The organism is Streptomyces sp. NPDC101234, assembly GCF_044767525.1.
GTDB classification, from domain to species: Bacteria; Actinomycetota; Actinomycetes; order Streptomycetales; family Streptomycetaceae; genus Streptomyces; species Streptomyces sasae.
Window position 1 is genome coordinate 102,611 of record NZ_JBIWOA010000007.1, and the last position, 16,253, is coordinate 118,863.

At 73.5% G+C, this 16,253-nt stretch carries 13 protein-coding genes; 9 read left to right on the forward strand and 4 right to left on the reverse strand.

All coding sequences use genetic code 11. From position 1 onward, the window contains the following. Positions 1-19: 19 nt before the first annotated feature. On the forward strand, positions 20-1,225 hold the full coding sequence (locus tag ACIRR9_RS15055; RefSeq protein WP_403751307.1) for an alpha/beta hydrolase family protein: 1,206 nt from the start codon (positions 20-22) through the stop codon (positions 1,223-1,225). Between the two features lie 27 nt (positions 1,226-1,252). On the opposite strand, the gene ACIRR9_RS15060 is transcribed toward ACIRR9_RS15055, so the two are convergent. Further along, positions 1,253-2,347: a LacI family DNA-binding transcriptional regulator gene (locus tag ACIRR9_RS15060; protein ID WP_403751309.1), complete on the reverse strand. Its 1,095-nt coding sequence runs from the start codon at positions 2,345-2,347 to the stop codon at positions 1,253-1,255. 194 nt (positions 2,348-2,541) lie between these two features. On the opposite strand from ACIRR9_RS15060, the gene iolG reads away from it, so the two are divergent. The 4 genes from iolG (at position 2,542) to ACIRR9_RS15080 (ending at position 6,939) form a co-directional block, all read left to right on the forward strand. Then, positions 2,542-3,540, forward strand: a complete 999-nt coding sequence (gene iolG / locus ACIRR9_RS15065; RefSeq protein ID WP_403751311.1) for an inositol 2-dehydrogenase — start codon at positions 2,542-2,544, stop codon at positions 3,538-3,540. Continuing rightward, positions 3,537-4,595 carry a Gfo/Idh/MocA family protein gene (locus tag ACIRR9_RS15070; RefSeq protein WP_403751313.1) on the forward strand — a complete coding sequence of 353 codons (1,059 nt, stop codon included), beginning with the start codon at positions 3,537-3,539 and terminating at the stop codon, positions 4,593-4,595. Before iolG ends, ACIRR9_RS15070 begins: the two co-directional genes overlap by 4 nt. A 229-nt stretch (positions 4,596-4,824) precedes the next feature. Beyond that, positions 4,825-6,009 (forward strand): Gfo/Idh/MocA family protein, encoded by a 1,185-nt coding sequence (locus tag ACIRR9_RS15075; RefSeq protein ID WP_403751315.1) that lies wholly within the window; start codon positions 4,825-4,827, stop codon positions 6,007-6,009. A 3-nt stretch (positions 6,010-6,012) separates the two neighbouring features. Next, positions 6,013-6,939, forward strand: coding sequence for a sugar phosphate isomerase/epimerase family protein (locus ACIRR9_RS15080; protein WP_403751317.1), 927 nt, complete (start codon positions 6,013-6,015; stop codon positions 6,937-6,939). Positions 6,940-7,081: 142 nt separating this feature from the next. On the opposite strand, the gene ACIRR9_RS15085 is transcribed toward ACIRR9_RS15080, so the two are convergent. Beyond that, on the reverse strand, positions 7,082-8,071 hold the full coding sequence (locus ACIRR9_RS15085; protein WP_403751319.1) for an aminotransferase class I/II-fold pyridoxal phosphate-dependent enzyme: 990 nt from the start codon (positions 8,069-8,071) through the stop codon (positions 7,082-7,084). Between the two features lie 155 nt (positions 8,072-8,226). Here ACIRR9_RS15085 and ACIRR9_RS15090 point away from each other — a divergent pair, with 155 nt between their 5' ends. Continuing rightward, on the forward strand, positions 8,227-8,670 hold the full coding sequence (locus tag ACIRR9_RS15090; RefSeq protein ID WP_365349328.1) for an Lrp/AsnC family transcriptional regulator: 444 nt from the start codon (positions 8,227-8,229) through the stop codon (positions 8,668-8,670). Between the two features lie 42 nt (positions 8,671-8,712). On the opposite strand, the gene ACIRR9_RS15095 is transcribed toward ACIRR9_RS15090, so the two are convergent. Beyond that, positions 8,713-10,137, reverse strand: a complete 1,425-nt coding sequence (locus ACIRR9_RS15095) for an amidase (RefSeq protein WP_403751321.1) — start codon at positions 10,135-10,137, stop codon at positions 8,713-8,715. A 124-nt stretch (positions 10,138-10,261) separates the two neighbouring features. Here ACIRR9_RS15095 and ACIRR9_RS15100 point away from each other — a divergent pair, with 124 nt between their 5' ends. Next, positions 10,262-11,176: a helix-turn-helix domain-containing protein gene (locus tag ACIRR9_RS15100; protein ID WP_403751323.1), complete on the forward strand. Its 915-nt coding sequence runs from the start codon at positions 10,262-10,264 to the stop codon at positions 11,174-11,176. On the opposite strand, the gene ACIRR9_RS15105 is transcribed toward ACIRR9_RS15100, so the two are convergent. Continuing rightward, on the reverse strand, positions 11,136-13,970 hold the full coding sequence (locus ACIRR9_RS15105; protein WP_403751325.1) for an AAA family ATPase: 2,835 nt from the start codon (positions 13,968-13,970) through the stop codon (positions 11,136-11,138). The two genes, ACIRR9_RS15100 and ACIRR9_RS15105, sit on opposite strands and share 41 nt — an antisense overlap. 162 nt (positions 13,971-14,132) lie before the next feature. Between ACIRR9_RS15105 and ACIRR9_RS15110 the strand changes: the two genes are divergently transcribed. Further along, on the forward strand, positions 14,133-15,203 hold the full coding sequence (locus ACIRR9_RS15110; protein WP_403751327.1) for a helix-turn-helix domain-containing protein: 1,071 nt from the start codon (positions 14,133-14,135) through the stop codon (positions 15,201-15,203). Continuing rightward, positions 15,197-16,222 (forward strand): helix-turn-helix domain-containing protein, encoded by a 1,026-nt coding sequence (locus ACIRR9_RS15115; protein ID WP_403751329.1) that lies wholly within the window; start codon positions 15,197-15,199, stop codon positions 16,220-16,222. The genes ACIRR9_RS15110 and ACIRR9_RS15115 overlap by 7 nt, the downstream gene beginning before the upstream one ends. Positions 16,223-16,253 lie beyond the last annotated feature (31 nt).

The window sequence follows — 16,253 nt, forward strand, 5'->3', positions numbered from 1 at the left end:
AGAAGGCCGAGGAGGGTCCGTGACAAGCACACCGTTCATGAGCCAGGAGCCGATGACGCGCCGTCGCTCACTCGGGGCCGCGCTGGCAGCCGGGGTCGCCGTGCCGGCCGGCCTCGCCCGTCCCGCGTGGGCCGCTCCGGCCGCCGCCCCGGGTCCGGTGCGGCTCACCCTGCCGGTGCCCACCGGGCCGTACCCGGTGGGCACGGTGGCGCTGCATCTCGTCGACACTTCACGTCCCGATCCCGTGGCCGGCCCCGGGCATTACCGCGAGTTGATGGCCTCCGTCTGGTACCCCGCCCGGTGCGTCGAGCGGTATCCGCAGGCCCGCTGGACGTCCCCCGCCGTGACCCGAGCGCTCCTCGCGACAGCAGGGGGATTCCCGGCCGACGTCGCGGTGGCGCCGCTCACGGCCGGCCACGGGGGTGCCCCGGTGGGGCGGACCGGCGGACGGCTGCCCGTCGTCGTCTTCTCGCACGGTGCGCACGATCACCGGTCGGACACCACCATCGTGGTGCAAGAGCTTGCCAGCCACGGGTATGCGGTGGTGACGGTGGACCACACGTACGACGCGTTCAGCGAGTTCCCCGACGGCCGGCTCACGGTCCCGCTCGACCGCCCCGCCCTGAGACCACCGGACTACGCCACGGACATCCGGTTCGTGCTCGACCGCGTCGAGGACCTCGCGGCCGGGCGCAATCCCGATGTCGAGCAGCGGCCGTTGCCGGCCGGCCTGCCCGGCGCCCTCGACCTGGACCGCATCGGCATGTACGGCTGGTCGAAGGGCGCGACGGCGACGACGTTCGTGATGAGCGAGGACCGGCGGGTGAGGGCCGGGCTGAGCTTCGACGGGCCGATGCAGCCGCTGATCACCACCGACCTGGACCGGCCGTTCATGATGATGACCGCCGAGTTCACCCGGGCCGCGCAGCCGAGCGTCGCCGAGTTCTGGTCGCACCTGCGGGGCTGGCGGCTCAATGTCCAGGCGGAGGGCGCGGTGCACTCGTCGTACTGCGACGTCCAGTTCCTGGTCCCGCAGCTGGCGCAGGCCGTCGGGATGAGCGACGCGGACCTGCGGGGCTGGATCGGCACCCTCGATCCCGGTCGGGCGGTGCGGATCCAGCAGGCGTACCCGCTCGCCTTCTTCGACCTGCACCTGCGGCACCGCCCGGGGCGCCTGCTCGACGGCCCGAGCCCGGCCTTTCCGGAGGTGAAGTTCATCGCGTGAAGCGTCGACCGTGCCCGGCCGCCTCCGTCAGCGCACCGGCCCGGTCGATCCACGGACCACCAGCTGGGGTGCCAGGCTGAACTCCCGGGCCTCGCCGTTCGTGCCCGCGCCGCTGTCGAGCCGTTCCACGGCGGCCTGGACGGCGAGCTTCGCCATCTGCCGGGCGTCCTGGCGGACGGTGGTGAGGTCGATGTGCGCCAGCCGCGCGGAGCGGATGTCGTCGTAGCCGACGATCGAGACCCGGCCGGGGACGTCGACCCCGGCTTGGCGGAGCTCTATGAGGAGCCCGATGGCGCACTGGTCGTTGCCCGCCATGACGGCGGTCGGCAGGATGCCGGCGGCCAGCAGGGTGCGGGCCGCCTCGGAGCCGGACAGCTCGGTGTAGTCGCCGGGCACCACCCGGGCCCGGCCCCCGAGTCCATGGCGGCGCATCGCGTCCAGATAGCCGGCCCGCCGCTCGGCGGCACCGGGCCGTTCACCGCCGTCGACATGGACGATGTCGCTGTGCCCCAGGGAGACGAGGTGGTCCACGGCGATCCGGGCGCCCTCCTCGTCGGCGGTGTGCACCGCGTCGAACGCCGTCTCGTTCCGGGAGCGGCCGATCTCCACCACCGGGACCTGGGGGCCGAAGTCGGCCGTGCACGCCTCGCGCGCACCGATCAGGATCATCGCCTCGCAGCGTGAGGTGATCAGTGACTCGACCGCACGGCGCTCACCACGGCTCGGGACCACCGCGCTGAGCACCACGTCGTAGCCGGCCTCCTCGGTGGCCGCGTAGATGTTCTCGATGAGATCGGCGTGGAAGGGTTCCTGGGCGCTGAACATCACGCCGAACAGCCGGCTGTTGCGGCGCCGGAGCAGCTGGGCGGCCTGGTCGGGGCGGTAGTCGAGCTCGGCGGCGGCCTGCCGTACACGCTCGCGGGACTCCGCGCTCGGGCCGGGTGCGTCCCGGATGACCAGCGAGGCCGTGGCCCGTGACACGCCCGCGCGGCGCGCCACGTCCAGCAGGGTCGGCCGCTTCCCCGAGCCCGCCTCCGGACCGTCCCCCGTCGAGTCCTTCGAGCCCATGGACTCCTTCGGGCCCTTCGGACCCGAGGGGCGGGACGCCTTTGGGGTGGACATGTGACCTCCGGGGCCTCGACTGCGGCAGGGCTGCCGGCTGCACCGTCTCGGTAGCAGTATAGATCGATCCAAACCAAAGGTTGACGGCTGGCTGTGAACACCACATCATTCCAGCTAGATGCTACTTAGATCGATCTAATAAGACGATCCAAGAAGACGGTCCAGGAAGAGAAGGAAGAGAAAGGGGAGTGCTCATGCGGATCGCCCTCATCGGATGCGGGCGCATCGGACGGGTCCACGCCGAGTCCGTCGCGCTGCACCCGAAGGCCGAACTCGTCCGGGTCTGCGATGCCGTCGAGACCGCCGCACGTGAGGTCGCCGAGCGGTTCGGCGCCACACCCGGCTCCGATGTGGACGCGGTGCTCGCCGATCCGTCGGTGGACGCGGTGGTCATCGCCTCCTCGACCCCCACCCATGTCGACCTGCTGGCCCGCGCGGTCGAGGCGGGCAAGGCGGTGATGTGCGAGAAGCCGATCGATCTCGACATCGCCCAGGTCGACGTGTGCCTGGCCCGTATCGGAGACGCGGCCTCCCGGGTCATGGTCGGCTTCAACCGCCGCTTCGACCCCTCCTTCCGGGCGGTGCGCGAGCGGGTCGCGGCCGGTGAGGTCGGCCGGCTGGAGCAGCTGATCATCGTCAGCCGGGACCCGGCCCCGTCCCCGGTGGACTACCTGGCGACGTCCGGCGGTCTGTTCCGGGACATGACCATCCACGACTTCGACATGGCGCGCTTCTTCCTCGGCGAGGTTGTCGAGGTCTCGGCGATGGGCAGCAACCTGGTCGCCGACTACATCGCCGAACTCGGCGACATCGACGGCGCGGTGGTGACCCTGCGCGGCGCGGACGGCACCCTCGCCCATATCACCAACAGCCGCCGCTGCACCTTCGGTTACGACCAGCGGCTGGAGGCCTTCGGCTCGCTCGGCATGCTCTCCGTGGACAACCTGCGCCCCGACGGCGTGCGCTCCTATGGTGCGCAGGGCACCGAAGCCGCCTCGACGTACCTGGACTTCTTCCTCGACCGCTACACGCCCGCCTACCGCGCCGAACTCGACCACTTCATCGAGGCGATCAGCAACGGGGTGGCCCCCGAGCCCGGCTTCGACGACGGCCGCGCCGCTCTGGCGCTGGCCGACGCGGCCGAGGAGAGCCTGCGCGGCGGACACGTGGTGAAGATCGGAGGCCAGCGGTGACCGCGGTCCGCTGGGGGATGCTGTCGACCGCCGGGATCGGCCGGGCGGTGGCTGCGGCCCTGGCGTTCTCGCCGCACGCGGACCTGGTCGCCGTCGGCGGCCGGGACGCCGAACGGGCCCGCCGCTACGCCGACGACATCGGGGCGGCGGTGAGCTTCGGCTCGTACGACGAACTGCTCGCCTGCGACGACATCGACGCGGTGTACGTCCCGCTGCCCGTCTCGATGCACACCGAGTGGACGGTCAAGGCCCTCGAAGCCGGCAAGCACGTGCTGTGCGAGAAGCCGTTCGCCCTCGACGCCGCCGACGCCGCGCGCTGCTTCGACGCGGCCGAGGCCGCCGGACGGCTGTGCGCGGAGGGGCTGATGTACCGGCACCATCCGCAGACCCTGCTGGTCCGCAAGCTCGTCGCGGACGGTGCGATCGGCCGGCTGGCCCATGTCCGGGCCGCGTTGACGGTCGACGTCCCGCCGGGCGACATCCGGCGTACGACCGCTCTCGGCGGCGGCGCCTCGCTGGACCTCGGCTGCTACTGCGTCAGCGCGATCCGGCTGCTGGCCGGGCACCCGCTGCGCGTGCAAGCCGCACGCGTCCTGGACCGGGCCGAGGGGGCGGAGGGCGCGGACCTGCGGCTGGCCGCGACGCTGGAGCTGCCGGACGACGTACTGGCCCAGTTCGACGTCGCGCTGGACTTCCCCCGGCGCGACGAACTGGAGGTCATCGGCACCGAGGGCAGGATCACCGTCCCGGACCCGTGGCTGTGCCGGAGCGGGTACATCGAGCTGGAGCGTGCGGGCGAGACCCGCCGGCTGCCGGTCGACCCGGACGGGGCGTTCGGGCTGACCTTCGCCGGCGACCCGGACAACACCGATGCCTACCGGATCGAGTTCGAGGCCGCCTCGCACGCCATCGCCCACGGCACGACGCCGGTCTTCGGACGCGCCGACGCCATCGACCAGGCCGCCGTGGTGGACGCGGTCCGCCGGGCCGCGGCCCTCGGCCGGCCGGTCGAACCACCGCCCTCCGTCGCCGCCGCCCGCCCGAGCCTGCCGTAGGCCCGAGCCTGCCGTGGGCCCCCGAGTCTGCCGTGGGCCCGTCCGAGTCGGCGGCAGGCCCGCGCGAGCCTTCCGCGGCCCCGTCCGAGTCTGTCGTGGACCCGTCCGAGCCGGCCGGCGGCAGGCGTCCGAGCCGGCGGCAGGCCCGTCCCGGCGCCGCGGCCCCGTCCCAGCCGTCGGTGGGCTCCGCTGCCCATCGGCCCTCGAGGATCCCTGAGGAGGCCCTCCCATGACCACACCCCTGCGCGTCGGCATCGTCGGATGCGGGAACGTCGCGCTGAACTTCCACGTCCCCGCCTACCAGGCGGAGCCGGAACGCTTCACCGTCACCGCCCTCGCCGACCCCACCCCCGAACGGCTCGAACTCGGCCGTACGACCGCGGGCCTGAGCCCCGACCAGGTCCACGGCGACGCGCTCGCGCTCATCGCCCGCGAGGACGTCGACGTCGTGGACGTGTGCACCCCGCAGCACCTGCACCGGGACCTCGTGGTCGCCGCGGCGGCCGCGGGCAAGCACATCCTGTGCGAGAAGCCGCTGGCCGCCACCCCCGCCGACGCCGCCGCCATGGTCGAGGCCACGGACACGGCCGGCGTGGTGCTCGGCGTCGTACACAACTACCTGTTCTTCCCGGAGATCGTCGCCGCCCGGACGCTGATCGACGACGGGGCGATCGGCGAGGTCCGCACCGTGACCGTCGACATGCTCGGGGTCGTCGACTCACCGGGCGCCGCCGGCTACCGCCCCCAGTGGCGCCACGACCCCGCCGCGGCCGGCGGTGGTGTGCTGATGGACATGCTGCACGGCGTCTACCTCGCCGAACACCTCCTCGCCGAACCCGTCGAGCGGGTGTCGGCCTACGTCGACGCGGCCACGCCCGGTGACGCCGTCGAGGGCCTCGCCCTGTGCCGCCTCGAAAGCGCCCGCCGTGCCGCGCTGGTCAACATCGGCTGGGGATTCGGCCCCGGGGGCATCCGGATCAACGGCAGCAAGGGACGCATGGTCCTGCGCTACCGCGACGAGGGCACCATCCCCTGGGCCCCCTTCGAGGCCCTGACCCTGACCACCGAAGCCGGCACCGAGACCCTCGACCTCCCCACCGGCCAGGAACTCGCCTCCCTGATCGCGGGCGCGCTGCGGGCCACCATCGCCGACCTCGCCGACGCCGTCACCGACGGGCGGGCCCCCGCCGCCCCCGGCCGGGCCGCCCTGCGCACGCTGGAGGCGACCGTCGCCGCGTACACCTCCGCGGCCCTCGGCCGGAGCGTCGACCTCCCGCTGCCCACCGACGGCCCCGTGCACCGCCACGGCGTCATCGGGCTCGCCGAACTCGACGTCCCCGCCACCTCCGGCGTCCGCACCCGCGGCCTCTTCGGACTGACAGCCGACCCCACTTCCTTCTCCGACGGGAGCTGACCCATGGAACTGTGCCTCTACACCGACTCGGTGCCCGACCTCACCCTGGAAGAAGCCCTCGACCTCACCGTCAGCCTCGGCGGCACCGCCGTCGAGATAGCGGCCGGCGGCCAGTCCAGCGCCCCGCACATGGATGTCTTCACCCTCGCCGACGACGCCGCGGAGCGCGGGAGGTTCGCCGACGCGCTCTCCTCCCGGGGCCTGCGCATGGGCGCGATGAACTGCTCGGCCTGGCCCATGCACCCCCAAAAGGGCGCCCGGCACGTCGAGATCATGGAGGCGGCCGTACGGCTCGCAGAGCAGCTCGGCGTCAAGAAGATCGTGACGATGACCGGCAACCCGGGCGAGTCCCCGGACGCCCAGCTCACCAACTGGATCTTCTACCCGTGGCCGCCGGAGAACATTGAACTCCTGCACCGCCAGTGGGACGAGACCATCGCCTTCTGGCAGAAGTTCGCGCCCTTCGCCGCCGACCACGGCATCGAGCAGATCGCCCTCGAACTGCACCCGCTGCACATGGTCTACAACGTGCCCACGCTGCTGCGGCTGCGTGAGGCGGTCGGTCCGATCATCGGCGCCAACGTCGACCCCAGCCACATGTTCTGGCAGCGCATGGACCCGGCCGCGATCGTCCGCGCGCTGGGCCCCGCCGTCCACCACGTCCACCTCAAGGACGTCGAGTACCGCGCCGACCAGCTGGCCCTGGCAGGCGTCCTCGACAACCGCCCCTACAGCACGCCCGACGAGCGGGCCTGGACCTTCCGCACGGTCGGACACGGTCACGGCACCGAGTTCTGGGCGCCCTTCATCGACGCGCTGGCCGAGATCGGCTACGACGACGTGGTCAGCATCGAGAACGAGGACCCCGTCCAGGACGCCGTCGAAGGCGTCACCGACGCGGCCCGGTTCATCACCCCGCTGCTGCCCTGAGTCACAGGGTGACGGTGCCGCGGACCAGCACGGTCCGGGGCACCGTCGCGTGTTTCCGGGAGACCGCGGCCCGGTTGTCCCTCCCGGTCCGGGCACGGTCGTCCCTCTCGGTCCGGTGTCGGCTGGTCCGGTGTCGGCGTGGCTACGGCCGCGGGCGCCACGTGCCGTCGAGGGGGACGCCCGCGGCCGCCGCGACCCGGTCGCGCGACTCCGTCAGCCGGGTCCGCAGTGCCCGCAGGTCCACGTCCACCAGGACGCCGTCGCGCTTGACCACGCGGCCGGCGACGAGCACCGTGTCGACCAGACCGGGATGGCCGTGGGAGACGATCGTGCCGACCGGGTCGGTGACCGGGAACACGGTGATGTCGTCGGTGCGCAGCAGGATCACGTCGGCGTCCTTGCCGGGCGTGAGGCTGCCGGTGCGGGCGTCGAGTCCGCACGAGCGGGCGGGGTCGACGGTGGCGAACCCCGCGGGCCCGGCCAGCACGCCGGCGGATATGTCGGTGTGGCCGTTGAGGTACTTGGTCGCGCTGTGCCAGACCAGGTCGACGCCGAAGTCCGTCGGCCGCTGGTTCAGCGGTGTGGCGAAGGTGTTGTCGGCCACGGTCGGCACGCCGTGCGCCCGGGCCGGCTTCGCGACCGCCCGCAGATCGGTGACCTGCAGCAGCGGATTGCTCGGCGTCTCCAGCAGGATCAGCCGGGTCTGCGGGGTCAGCGCCTTCTCGAACGCCGTCGGGTCGGTCTGGTCCACCAGCGTGGTCGACACGCCCAGCCGGGGCAGCAGGTTCAGCAGCACCGACGCCGTGCCGCCGTACGTGGACCGCTGTCCGATGACGTGGTCGCCGGCGGACACCAGGGCCAGTACGGCGGTGGTGATCGCGGCCATCCCGGACGCGGTGACCATGGCCGCCTCGGTGCGCTCCAGCTCCGCGGCGACGGCCGCGACCTGGGCGTGGTTCGGGTTGCCGAAGCGCAGGTAGAAGTCCTGGCCCCGCGGCTCGACCGCGGCCTGCGCGAACGTCTCCGCGTCCGCCGCCGAGAACGCCGCCGTCTGGTAGATGGGCGGCGCCACGGAGCGGTCGGTACGGATACCGCGATCGGCGTGAACGGCGACTGTGCTGGTGCCCGACATGGCTGCCCTTCCCATGGACCGTCGGATGTGACGTCATCCAGCGTGACCGAAGGGAATGCCGAAACAGGCGCGGCACGGCAACTTTGGCAGCAAGTTGCGCCGGGCTGAGCCATATGATGGTGTTAGACGCGACGATCGAGCAATAATCTGCCTCCATGGATGAAGTGGACCGGTCGATTCTGGCCGTGCTGGAGAAGCACGGCCGGATCAGCAATGCCGAACTCGCCGCCCGGGTCGGCCTCTCGCCGTCACCCTGCCTGCGGCGCGTGCACCGGCTGGAGGAGACCGGGGTGATCCGCGGCTACCGGGCCCTGATCGATCCCGCCGCGGTCGGCCGCAGCCTGCGGGTGTTCGCCGGGGTCCGGCTGGTACGGCACACCCGCGCGGACGTCGCCGCGTTCGAGCGTGCCGTCACCCAGCTGTCCGAGGTTGTCCACACCCACCACGTCACCGGCAACTACGACTACCTCCTCCAGGTCGAGGTCGCCGATCTGCCCGCGTACGAGGACTTCCACGCCAACCGCCTGGCCGGCCTGCCCGGCGTCGCCACGGTGACCAGCTACGTCACCATGAAGACCCTCTCCGCCGACACCGCCTGACGTCCGGCACGGCCCGACTTCGCCCGATGTCCGCCGCCGGGCTCAGCCGACCGGTGGGCGGCGGTCGGCCCAGCCGTGCGCGAGCTCCAGGGTGCGGGAGACCTGGAGCAGCAGGTCCTCGCGCAATGGTGCCGCGACGAGCTGGACGCCGACGGGCAGGCCCGTGGCCTCGTCGTGGTGGACGGGGAGCGAGATCGCCGGTTGACCGGTCACGTTGAACACCGACGTGAAGACCCCCATCGGATAGCTGTTCAGCAGCGCCGCCAGTGGATTGGCGTCCGTGCCCGCCCGCCAGGCGCCGACGCGGGGCGGGAGGCATGCCATCGTCGGCGTGACCAGGAGGTCGAAACCGGTGAGGAAGCCCTCGACGATACGGCGCGACAGCCGCTGCGTCTGCAGCACGCTCTCCGCGTAGGTCCACGAGTCGGTGGCCTGCGCCGCCGCGCGCAGGGCGCGGTTGTGGGGCTCGACGCGGTCGGGATCCGCCAGCTCGACCCCGGCGGCGGCGATGTTCCAGATCGCCGTGAACGCCGTGACCAACTCGTCGGCCGGCGGGAGCGGGAGAGGCGTGTCGACGATGTGGTGACCGGCCGATTCGAGGGTCCGGAGCGTGGCGTCGACGGCCGCCCGGCACGCCGGGTCCACCGTGATCCCGTCGACCGGGGGATCGGTGAGCACGCCGACCCGCAGCCCCTTCGGTGCGTCCGCCCCCATCGCCGCCGCGAAGGATGCGCGCGGGGTCGGTGGTGACCACCAGGCGCCCGGGTCGTGCCGCACCAGCACGTCGAGAACGGCCGCGGTGTCCGCCACCGTACGGGTCACCACGCCGGCGGCGGCCAGCCCCTCCACCAGAACGATCCCGCCGGCGACCAGGCCACGGGTGGGCTTGAGGCCGACCAGACCGGTACAGGACGCGGGGATGCGGATCGATCCGCCGCCGTCCTCGGCGTGGGCGAGGGGCGCCATCCCGGCGGCGACGGCCACCCCCGCCCCGCTCGACGACCCGCCCGGCGTACGGTCCGGGGCCCACGGGTTGCGCGAGATGCCCAGGAACTCGTTCTCGGTGAAGGGCACGGCGCCGAACTCGGAGGTGGTGGTCTTGCCGAGCGGCACGAACCCCGCGTCCACGAACCGTCGTACGACCGGATCCGAGTCCGTCGCCGGTGCCTTGCCGGCACCCGCGGAACCGTACGTGGTGGGCCAACCGGCCACGTCCAGAAGGTCCTTGACCGGGAGTGGGACGCCGAGGAACGGCGGCAGGTCGTCGGGCGACACGGCCCGTACCACCGCGTCGGCCGCCGCCCTCGCGGCCTTGCGGACGTCGTCGTCGGCGCGGTGGCAGAAGGCGTTGAGGCCGGGGTCGAGTTCGTCCATCCGCCCGAGGAAGCAGTCCGCGACTTCGACCGGGCTGACCTCCTTCCGCCGGACGGCCGCGGCGAGTTCGACGGCCGGCGTGTACGGGTCCATCGGCGAGTGCATCACATGGGGCCTCTCTGATCGGGAGATCGGGAGAGCGGGGAGATCGGGGAAGTCCCAGTCTCGGCGGGTCAACGCCCGCCCGTATTGGACGAATGTCCCGTAGCCTGGCGCTGTGCGCTCCGCCCGGTCGCTCCATGACTTCGCCGCGGTGTGGGACATCGCCACCCCGGCGCGGCCCGGTCTGCTGCCAGGGGTGAGCATGGCCGGATTCCGGGCGCGTACACCGGACTTCGTGGAGCTGGGCGTGGTCCCGTACCCGGCCGTCACGGTCGCCGTCGACCTCGGCGATCGCTCGCTCGCCGTCGACGACCACGGCGGTCGGCGGTACGACGACAGCGTCGTCGTCGGCTTCGGTGCCACCGGCGTCCGCGGCTGCGGCCAGGCCGTCGAGTGCCTCCAACTCCGGCTGTCGCCGCCGGTCGCACACGCGGTGCTGGGTGCCGCCGCGGCCGAGTCGGGCGGGGCGGTGGTCTCCCTCGACGGCCTCTGGGGCCGCGACGCCGAGCGCATCCAGGAACGGCTGCGCTCGGCCGCGTCATGGGAGGAGCGGTTCGCACTCGCCGAGGCCGTGCTCGCCCGACGGTACGCCGCCGGCCGCGCCGTCGATCCCGAAGTCGCCTTCGTCTGGGGGCAGATGGTGACGTGTCTCGGCGGGGTCCGGGTCGAGCCGCTGGCGGACGAGGTCGGCTGGAGCCGCAAGCGGCTGTGGTCCCGGTTCCGGGCCCAGCTCGGCATCACCCCCAAACGCGCCGCGCAACTGGTCCGTTTCGACCACGCGGCCCACCGGCTCGCCGCGGGGCACAGCGCCGCACGGATCGCGGCCGAGACCGGTTACGCCGACCAGTCCCATCTCCACCGGGACGTCAGGGCCTTCGCCGGGGCGACACCCACGGCGGTGTCGGCCGCGCCGTGGCTCGCGGTCGACGATGTGGCGTGGGCCGCGCCCGCGTACCTGTCCGGGACGGTGGTACGGCCCCGGGCCCCGGTCACTCCCGTCCGCCGCGCCCTTCCTGCCCGTCCTGGGTGAGGGCGTCCCGGAGCTGGGCCCTGGCCGTGATGCCGAGCTTGGGGAAGACCTTGTGCAGGTGGTAGCCGACCGTACGGGGGGAGAGGTAGAGGCGGGCCGCGATGTCGCGGTTGGTCAGGCCCTGGGCGGCCAGCTCGGCGATCTGGCGTTCCTGAGGGGTGAGTTCACCGGCGGGGGCGGTGGCCGTCGCCGCCCCCGCCGCCCGCAGCTCCGCCGCCGTACGCTCGGTCCAGGGGCGGGCGTCGAGCCGCTGGAAGCACTCCAGTGCCGCGTTGAGGTGCGGGCGGGCCTCGGCGCTGCGGCGGCGTCGGCGCAGCCACTCGCCGAAGTCGAGGTGGGCGAGGGCCCTTTCGAACGGCCAGCAGTCGGTGGCGGGGTCGTCGAGGGCGGCACGGAAGTGCTGCTCGGCGTCGTCGGTGCCGGTCAGCAGCGCGGTGGCCCGGTGGAGTACGGCGGCCAGGCGCGGGGAGGGATCGGGCCTCAGTTCCGGTACCACGGAGTCGACCACGGTGCGCGCGTCGTCCGCCCGCCCGGCGCGGACCGCCGCGGCGGCCAGGTCGCCCAGGTAGTAGGGGGAGGCGTGGTAGTGGACGGGGGCGGGCCGGAAGTCCCGGGTGAAGGTCGCCCGCAGCTGTTCGTAGGCGTCGGCGTGGTCACCGGCGACGAACGCGGCCATGCCCAGGGCGTGCCGGTGCCGCACCTGAAGGCTCAGGGACCTGCGCAGGTCCACGCCCCGTACGGCCTCCGCCGCCTGCGTCCGTGCCGCCGAGTGGTCGCCCCTCAGCGCGCGCAGCGTGGCCCGCAGGACGCGGGCGCCCACGGTCACGTTGTCGGCTCCCGCCTCCGTCGCCATCCAGAACGCCTCGTCCGCCGCCTCCTCGGCCGCCGTCCACGAGCCGTTCTCGAACAGGGCGAGGGCGAGCGCCTGCGTCACGGTCGCGTTGGTGCCCGCGCTGCCGGCCCGCCGCAGGACGTCCATGGTCCGGCCGAGGATGCGTACGGCCCGCTCGGTCTCGTCCAGGATCCAGGTCGTACCGCCCAGCGCCGTGAGGTTCCCGAGGGACTCCTCCTCTGCCAGGGCGGCCAGTCCGTCTTCCAAGAGCGGGATGAGAAGCGTCCGTTCGCGATGGGGATCGACGACCGCCCGGGCCCAGGCACGGCCGGCCGGATCGCCGTCCCCGTCGATCAGACCGCTGATCCGGCGGAGTTCGGCGCGGTGGTAGGGCGCCCCGGAGTTGTAGACGGACGTCGCGGCGGTGCCCAGGGCACCGAGGGCCAGGTCCGGCGCCGATGTGGCGCTGGTCTCGGCCACTCCCAGCAGCAGGGTCAGCGCGTCCTCGTGGCGGAGCGTGACCCCGAGTGCCCAGCCGCCCAGCAGCGAGGCCTCGGCGCGCAGCCGGGGATCCCCGGTGATCTCGCCGACCCGGCCGCTCATCTCGCCGACCCACTGCGGGTGACCGGCGAACATGGCCGAATGCGCGGCGGCCAGCAGGCGCCGGGCGCGCGGCTCCGGTGCCGGGGTCAGCTCGGCGGCACGTTCCAGCGCGGTCGCGGCCGCCGCGTAACCGCCCCGGCCACGGGCGCGTTCGGCGCTCTCGGCGAGTGCGTCGGCGACCTCCGCGTCCTCGCCGGTCGCCGCGGCGGCCAGCTGCCAGGCCCGGCGATCCGGTTCGTCGGCCAGCGCGACGGCCAGGGCGAGATGCGCCTGGCGCCGCTCATGGAAAGAGGCCGCGTGGTAGACCGCCGAGCGGACCAGCGGGTGGCGCGGCAGCACCTGGCCGTTCTCCACCCGGACCAGCCCCGCGCGCTCGGCAGGGTCCAGCGCCCGCAGGACGTCCAGCGCCGGGGCGGCGCGCATGAGCTCGGTCAGCCGGGCCGCGCCGGCCGCGGCCACCAGGAGCAGGGCCTCCCGGGTGGGCGCGGGCAGGGCGGGCAGGTCGGCGGCGAACAGGTTCTCCAGGCGCGCGGTGAGCGGCAGGGCAGCACCTCCGGCACCCCCCGCGCCCCCGATTCCCCCTACGCCTCCGATTCCGCCCGCGCCCCCGGCGCTCCCGGTCCGGCCCCTGGCCAGGGCCCGCGGCAGCTCGATCAGGGCGAGCGGATTGCCGGCCGCCTGCTGGAGTATCTCGGCCCGGGCCTTGCCCCGGGGCGGATCCGGCTGGGCGTCCAGGAGCTGCCCGGCCGCGGTACGGCTCAGCGGGCCCACGGTCACCTGCGGAAAGTCCCGGTCGAAGCGGGCCGGCACGCTCTCCTCACGGGCGGCCAGCAGCAGCACCACCGGCTTGCTCTCCAGCCGCCGGGCGAGGAAGGCCAGCACGTCCACCGAGCCGAGGTCCAGCCACTGGACGTCGTCCACCAGCAGAAGCAGGGGCCCGTGAGCGGCGGCCTCGGTGATCAGCCCGAGCACGCTGACACACAGGGACAGCTGATCGAGTCCCAGTTCGTACCGCGCCGCCCCGGCCCCGAAGGCGCGCTCCAGGGCCTCCCGCTGCCCGGTGGGCAGAGTGTCTCCGGGCAGCAGCGGGTGCAGCAGCTGATGCACGCCCGACAGACCGAGGCCCGTCTCGCCCTCGCTGCCGCGCACCCGCAGGATCCTCAGGCCCCGGGACCGGCCCCGTTCGGCCGCCCGGTCGACGAGGGTGCTCTTGCCCGCTCCGGGCTCCCCGGTCAGCACCAGCACCTGCGGCCCGCTGCCGTCCACCGCTGCGAGGAGCCGGTCGAGGCGGGCCAGCTCGGCGTCCCGGCCCAGGATGCCCGGATCGGAGGGTTGGTGGGTGCCGGTGCCGGCGTGCATGCAGCGTTCCTTCGTCGTCGAGCCGTTGACCTGGCCATAGTGCCAGCGGCGGCCCGCGGGTCCGGAAACGGGTGACTGGTCATGTGACAGAAGCGGCCCGCCCCGGTCTCCGCGATGATGATCCTGGTCAGGGAGAACGCGAACCGCCGTGGGAGTACGTGAATGACGGTCCAGCCGCAGCAGTTCACGACGGGCGAGGACCCCACCGTCCGCGGCCGGGACGGCGAGACCGAGCGGATCCCGCGGTACGCGAGTCCGGCGGGCGAGCGGACCAGGGTGCTGACCACGCGCTCGGTGCCGCCGAGCGAGAGCCTGGACTACTGGCACGACGCCGTGCTCGACACCCTGGTGGGGATGGACATCGCCACCGAAGGGCGCACCTACGACGCGACCCTGCGCACCGACCGCCTCGGGGACCTGCAGATCATCACGGTGGAGGCCGACCCGGGCCGGGTCCACCGGGCACCGCGCTTCATCGCCCGCGGCGACGGCAGGCAGGTCTTCGTGGCCGTCCAGAGCACCGGCCGGGCCCAGATCGAACAGGACGGCCGCACCGCCGAACTGCGGACCGGCGACATCGGGTTCTTCGAGACCGTACGGCCGTTCCGCACCACCTTCCCGGAACACTTCCGGCTGAAGATCTTCGCGATCCCGCGCCGGCGACTGGAACTTCCGGAGGCCGGCCTGCGCCGGCTCACCGGGCGGGCCGTGCGCCCGGGCGGCGGCCTCCCCGCCCTGCTCGCACGGTTGCTGGAGCGGCTGGCGGACACCTCCGACTCGTATGCCTCACCGACCGCCGAGCGGCTGGCCGAGAGCGTCATCGACATGGTCGCGGCCACGGCGGCGGACCAGCTCGGGGAGGACCCCGCCGAACTGCCGGGTGCCGACGGTGTCCTGCTGCGGCGCATCCGGACGTACATCCGCTGGCACCTGTCGGACCCCGGCCTGACCCCGTCCGTGGTCGCCGCGGCCCACGGCATCTCGGTCCGCTGTCTGCACCGGCTGTTCGCGGCCGAGAGCAGCACCGTGTGCCGGTGGATCCGCGACCAGCGCCTGCGGGAATGCCGCCGGGAACTCGCCGCGCAGCCGCCGGGTTCCGTCAGCCTGGGCCAGGTCGCCCGGCGCTGGGGGTTCGCCGGCCCCGCCGCGTTCGGCAAGGCCTTCCGCAGCTCCTACGGGCAGTCGCCGACGGACTGGCTGGACCGGGTACGGACGGGAGAGGCACCGTGCTGACGGCCGTGACCTGCTCCACCCGGGACCTGGCCCCCGGCGACCGCGTCGTCTCCTGGCAGCGCGCCCTCTCGCGGACCTTCGTGGACGTCGAGGTCACCGTGGAGCCCGTCCGCCCGTGGACCGGCGAACTGACCGCCGAACGCCTCGGCGCCCTCCAGATCGCCACCGAGGAGTTCGGCCCCGGAACGATCCTGCGCGGCGCCCGCTCGGTGACCGCCGACCCCCGCACCCACATCCTGGTGCGCCGGCAACTGGAGGGCACCGCCCTGCTGCTCCAGGACGGCCGCACCGCCGAACTCCACCCCGGCAGCCTGGCCTTCCACGACGCCCGTCGCCCGTACCGGATCCTGCTTCCCGAGCGGCAGCGGGCCCGGATCCTCATGGTGCCGCGGGCCCTGCTCCGGCTGGAGGAACGGCAGCTGCACGCCCTCACCGCCACCGTGGTCGACGACGCGGGCGCGGGCGCGGCGGGCCTGCTGCTGCCGCTGCTCGACGGACTCGTCGACGAGGTCGTCCGGGCCACCGCGTACGGACGTGAACAACTCGCCCGTACGGTCGTGGAGATCCTGGCCACCGTGGCCCTGGAACAGTCCGCGCGGCCGCCCGAGCCGGCCCTGTGGGAGCGGATCACGGCGTCCCTCCAGGCCCAGGCCCGGCTGGGCGACCCCGGACTCACCCCGCAGGACATCGCCGACCGGCACGCCATCTCGCTGCGCTACCTGCACCGCCTCTTCCAGCGCCACGGCACCACCGTGGGCGCCTGGGTGCGTACGCGCCGGCTGGCGGCGGCCCACGAGGAACTCGCCCGGCCCGGCGCCGCCCACCGGCCGATCGCCGCGGTGGCCGCCCGCTGGGGCTTCACCAGCCCCGCCCACTTCAGCCGGGCCTTCCGCGAGACGTACGGCATGTCACCCACGCAGTGGCGTACGGCGGCGGCCGAGCTGGGACCGACGGCCCGCTCCGGGGACGCGCCGGGACCGATCGCCCCCGCCCCGGGTCTTCATGCACCGCTTTCGTGATCGCACTGCCCGAACGCGATCCCGCCTCCTA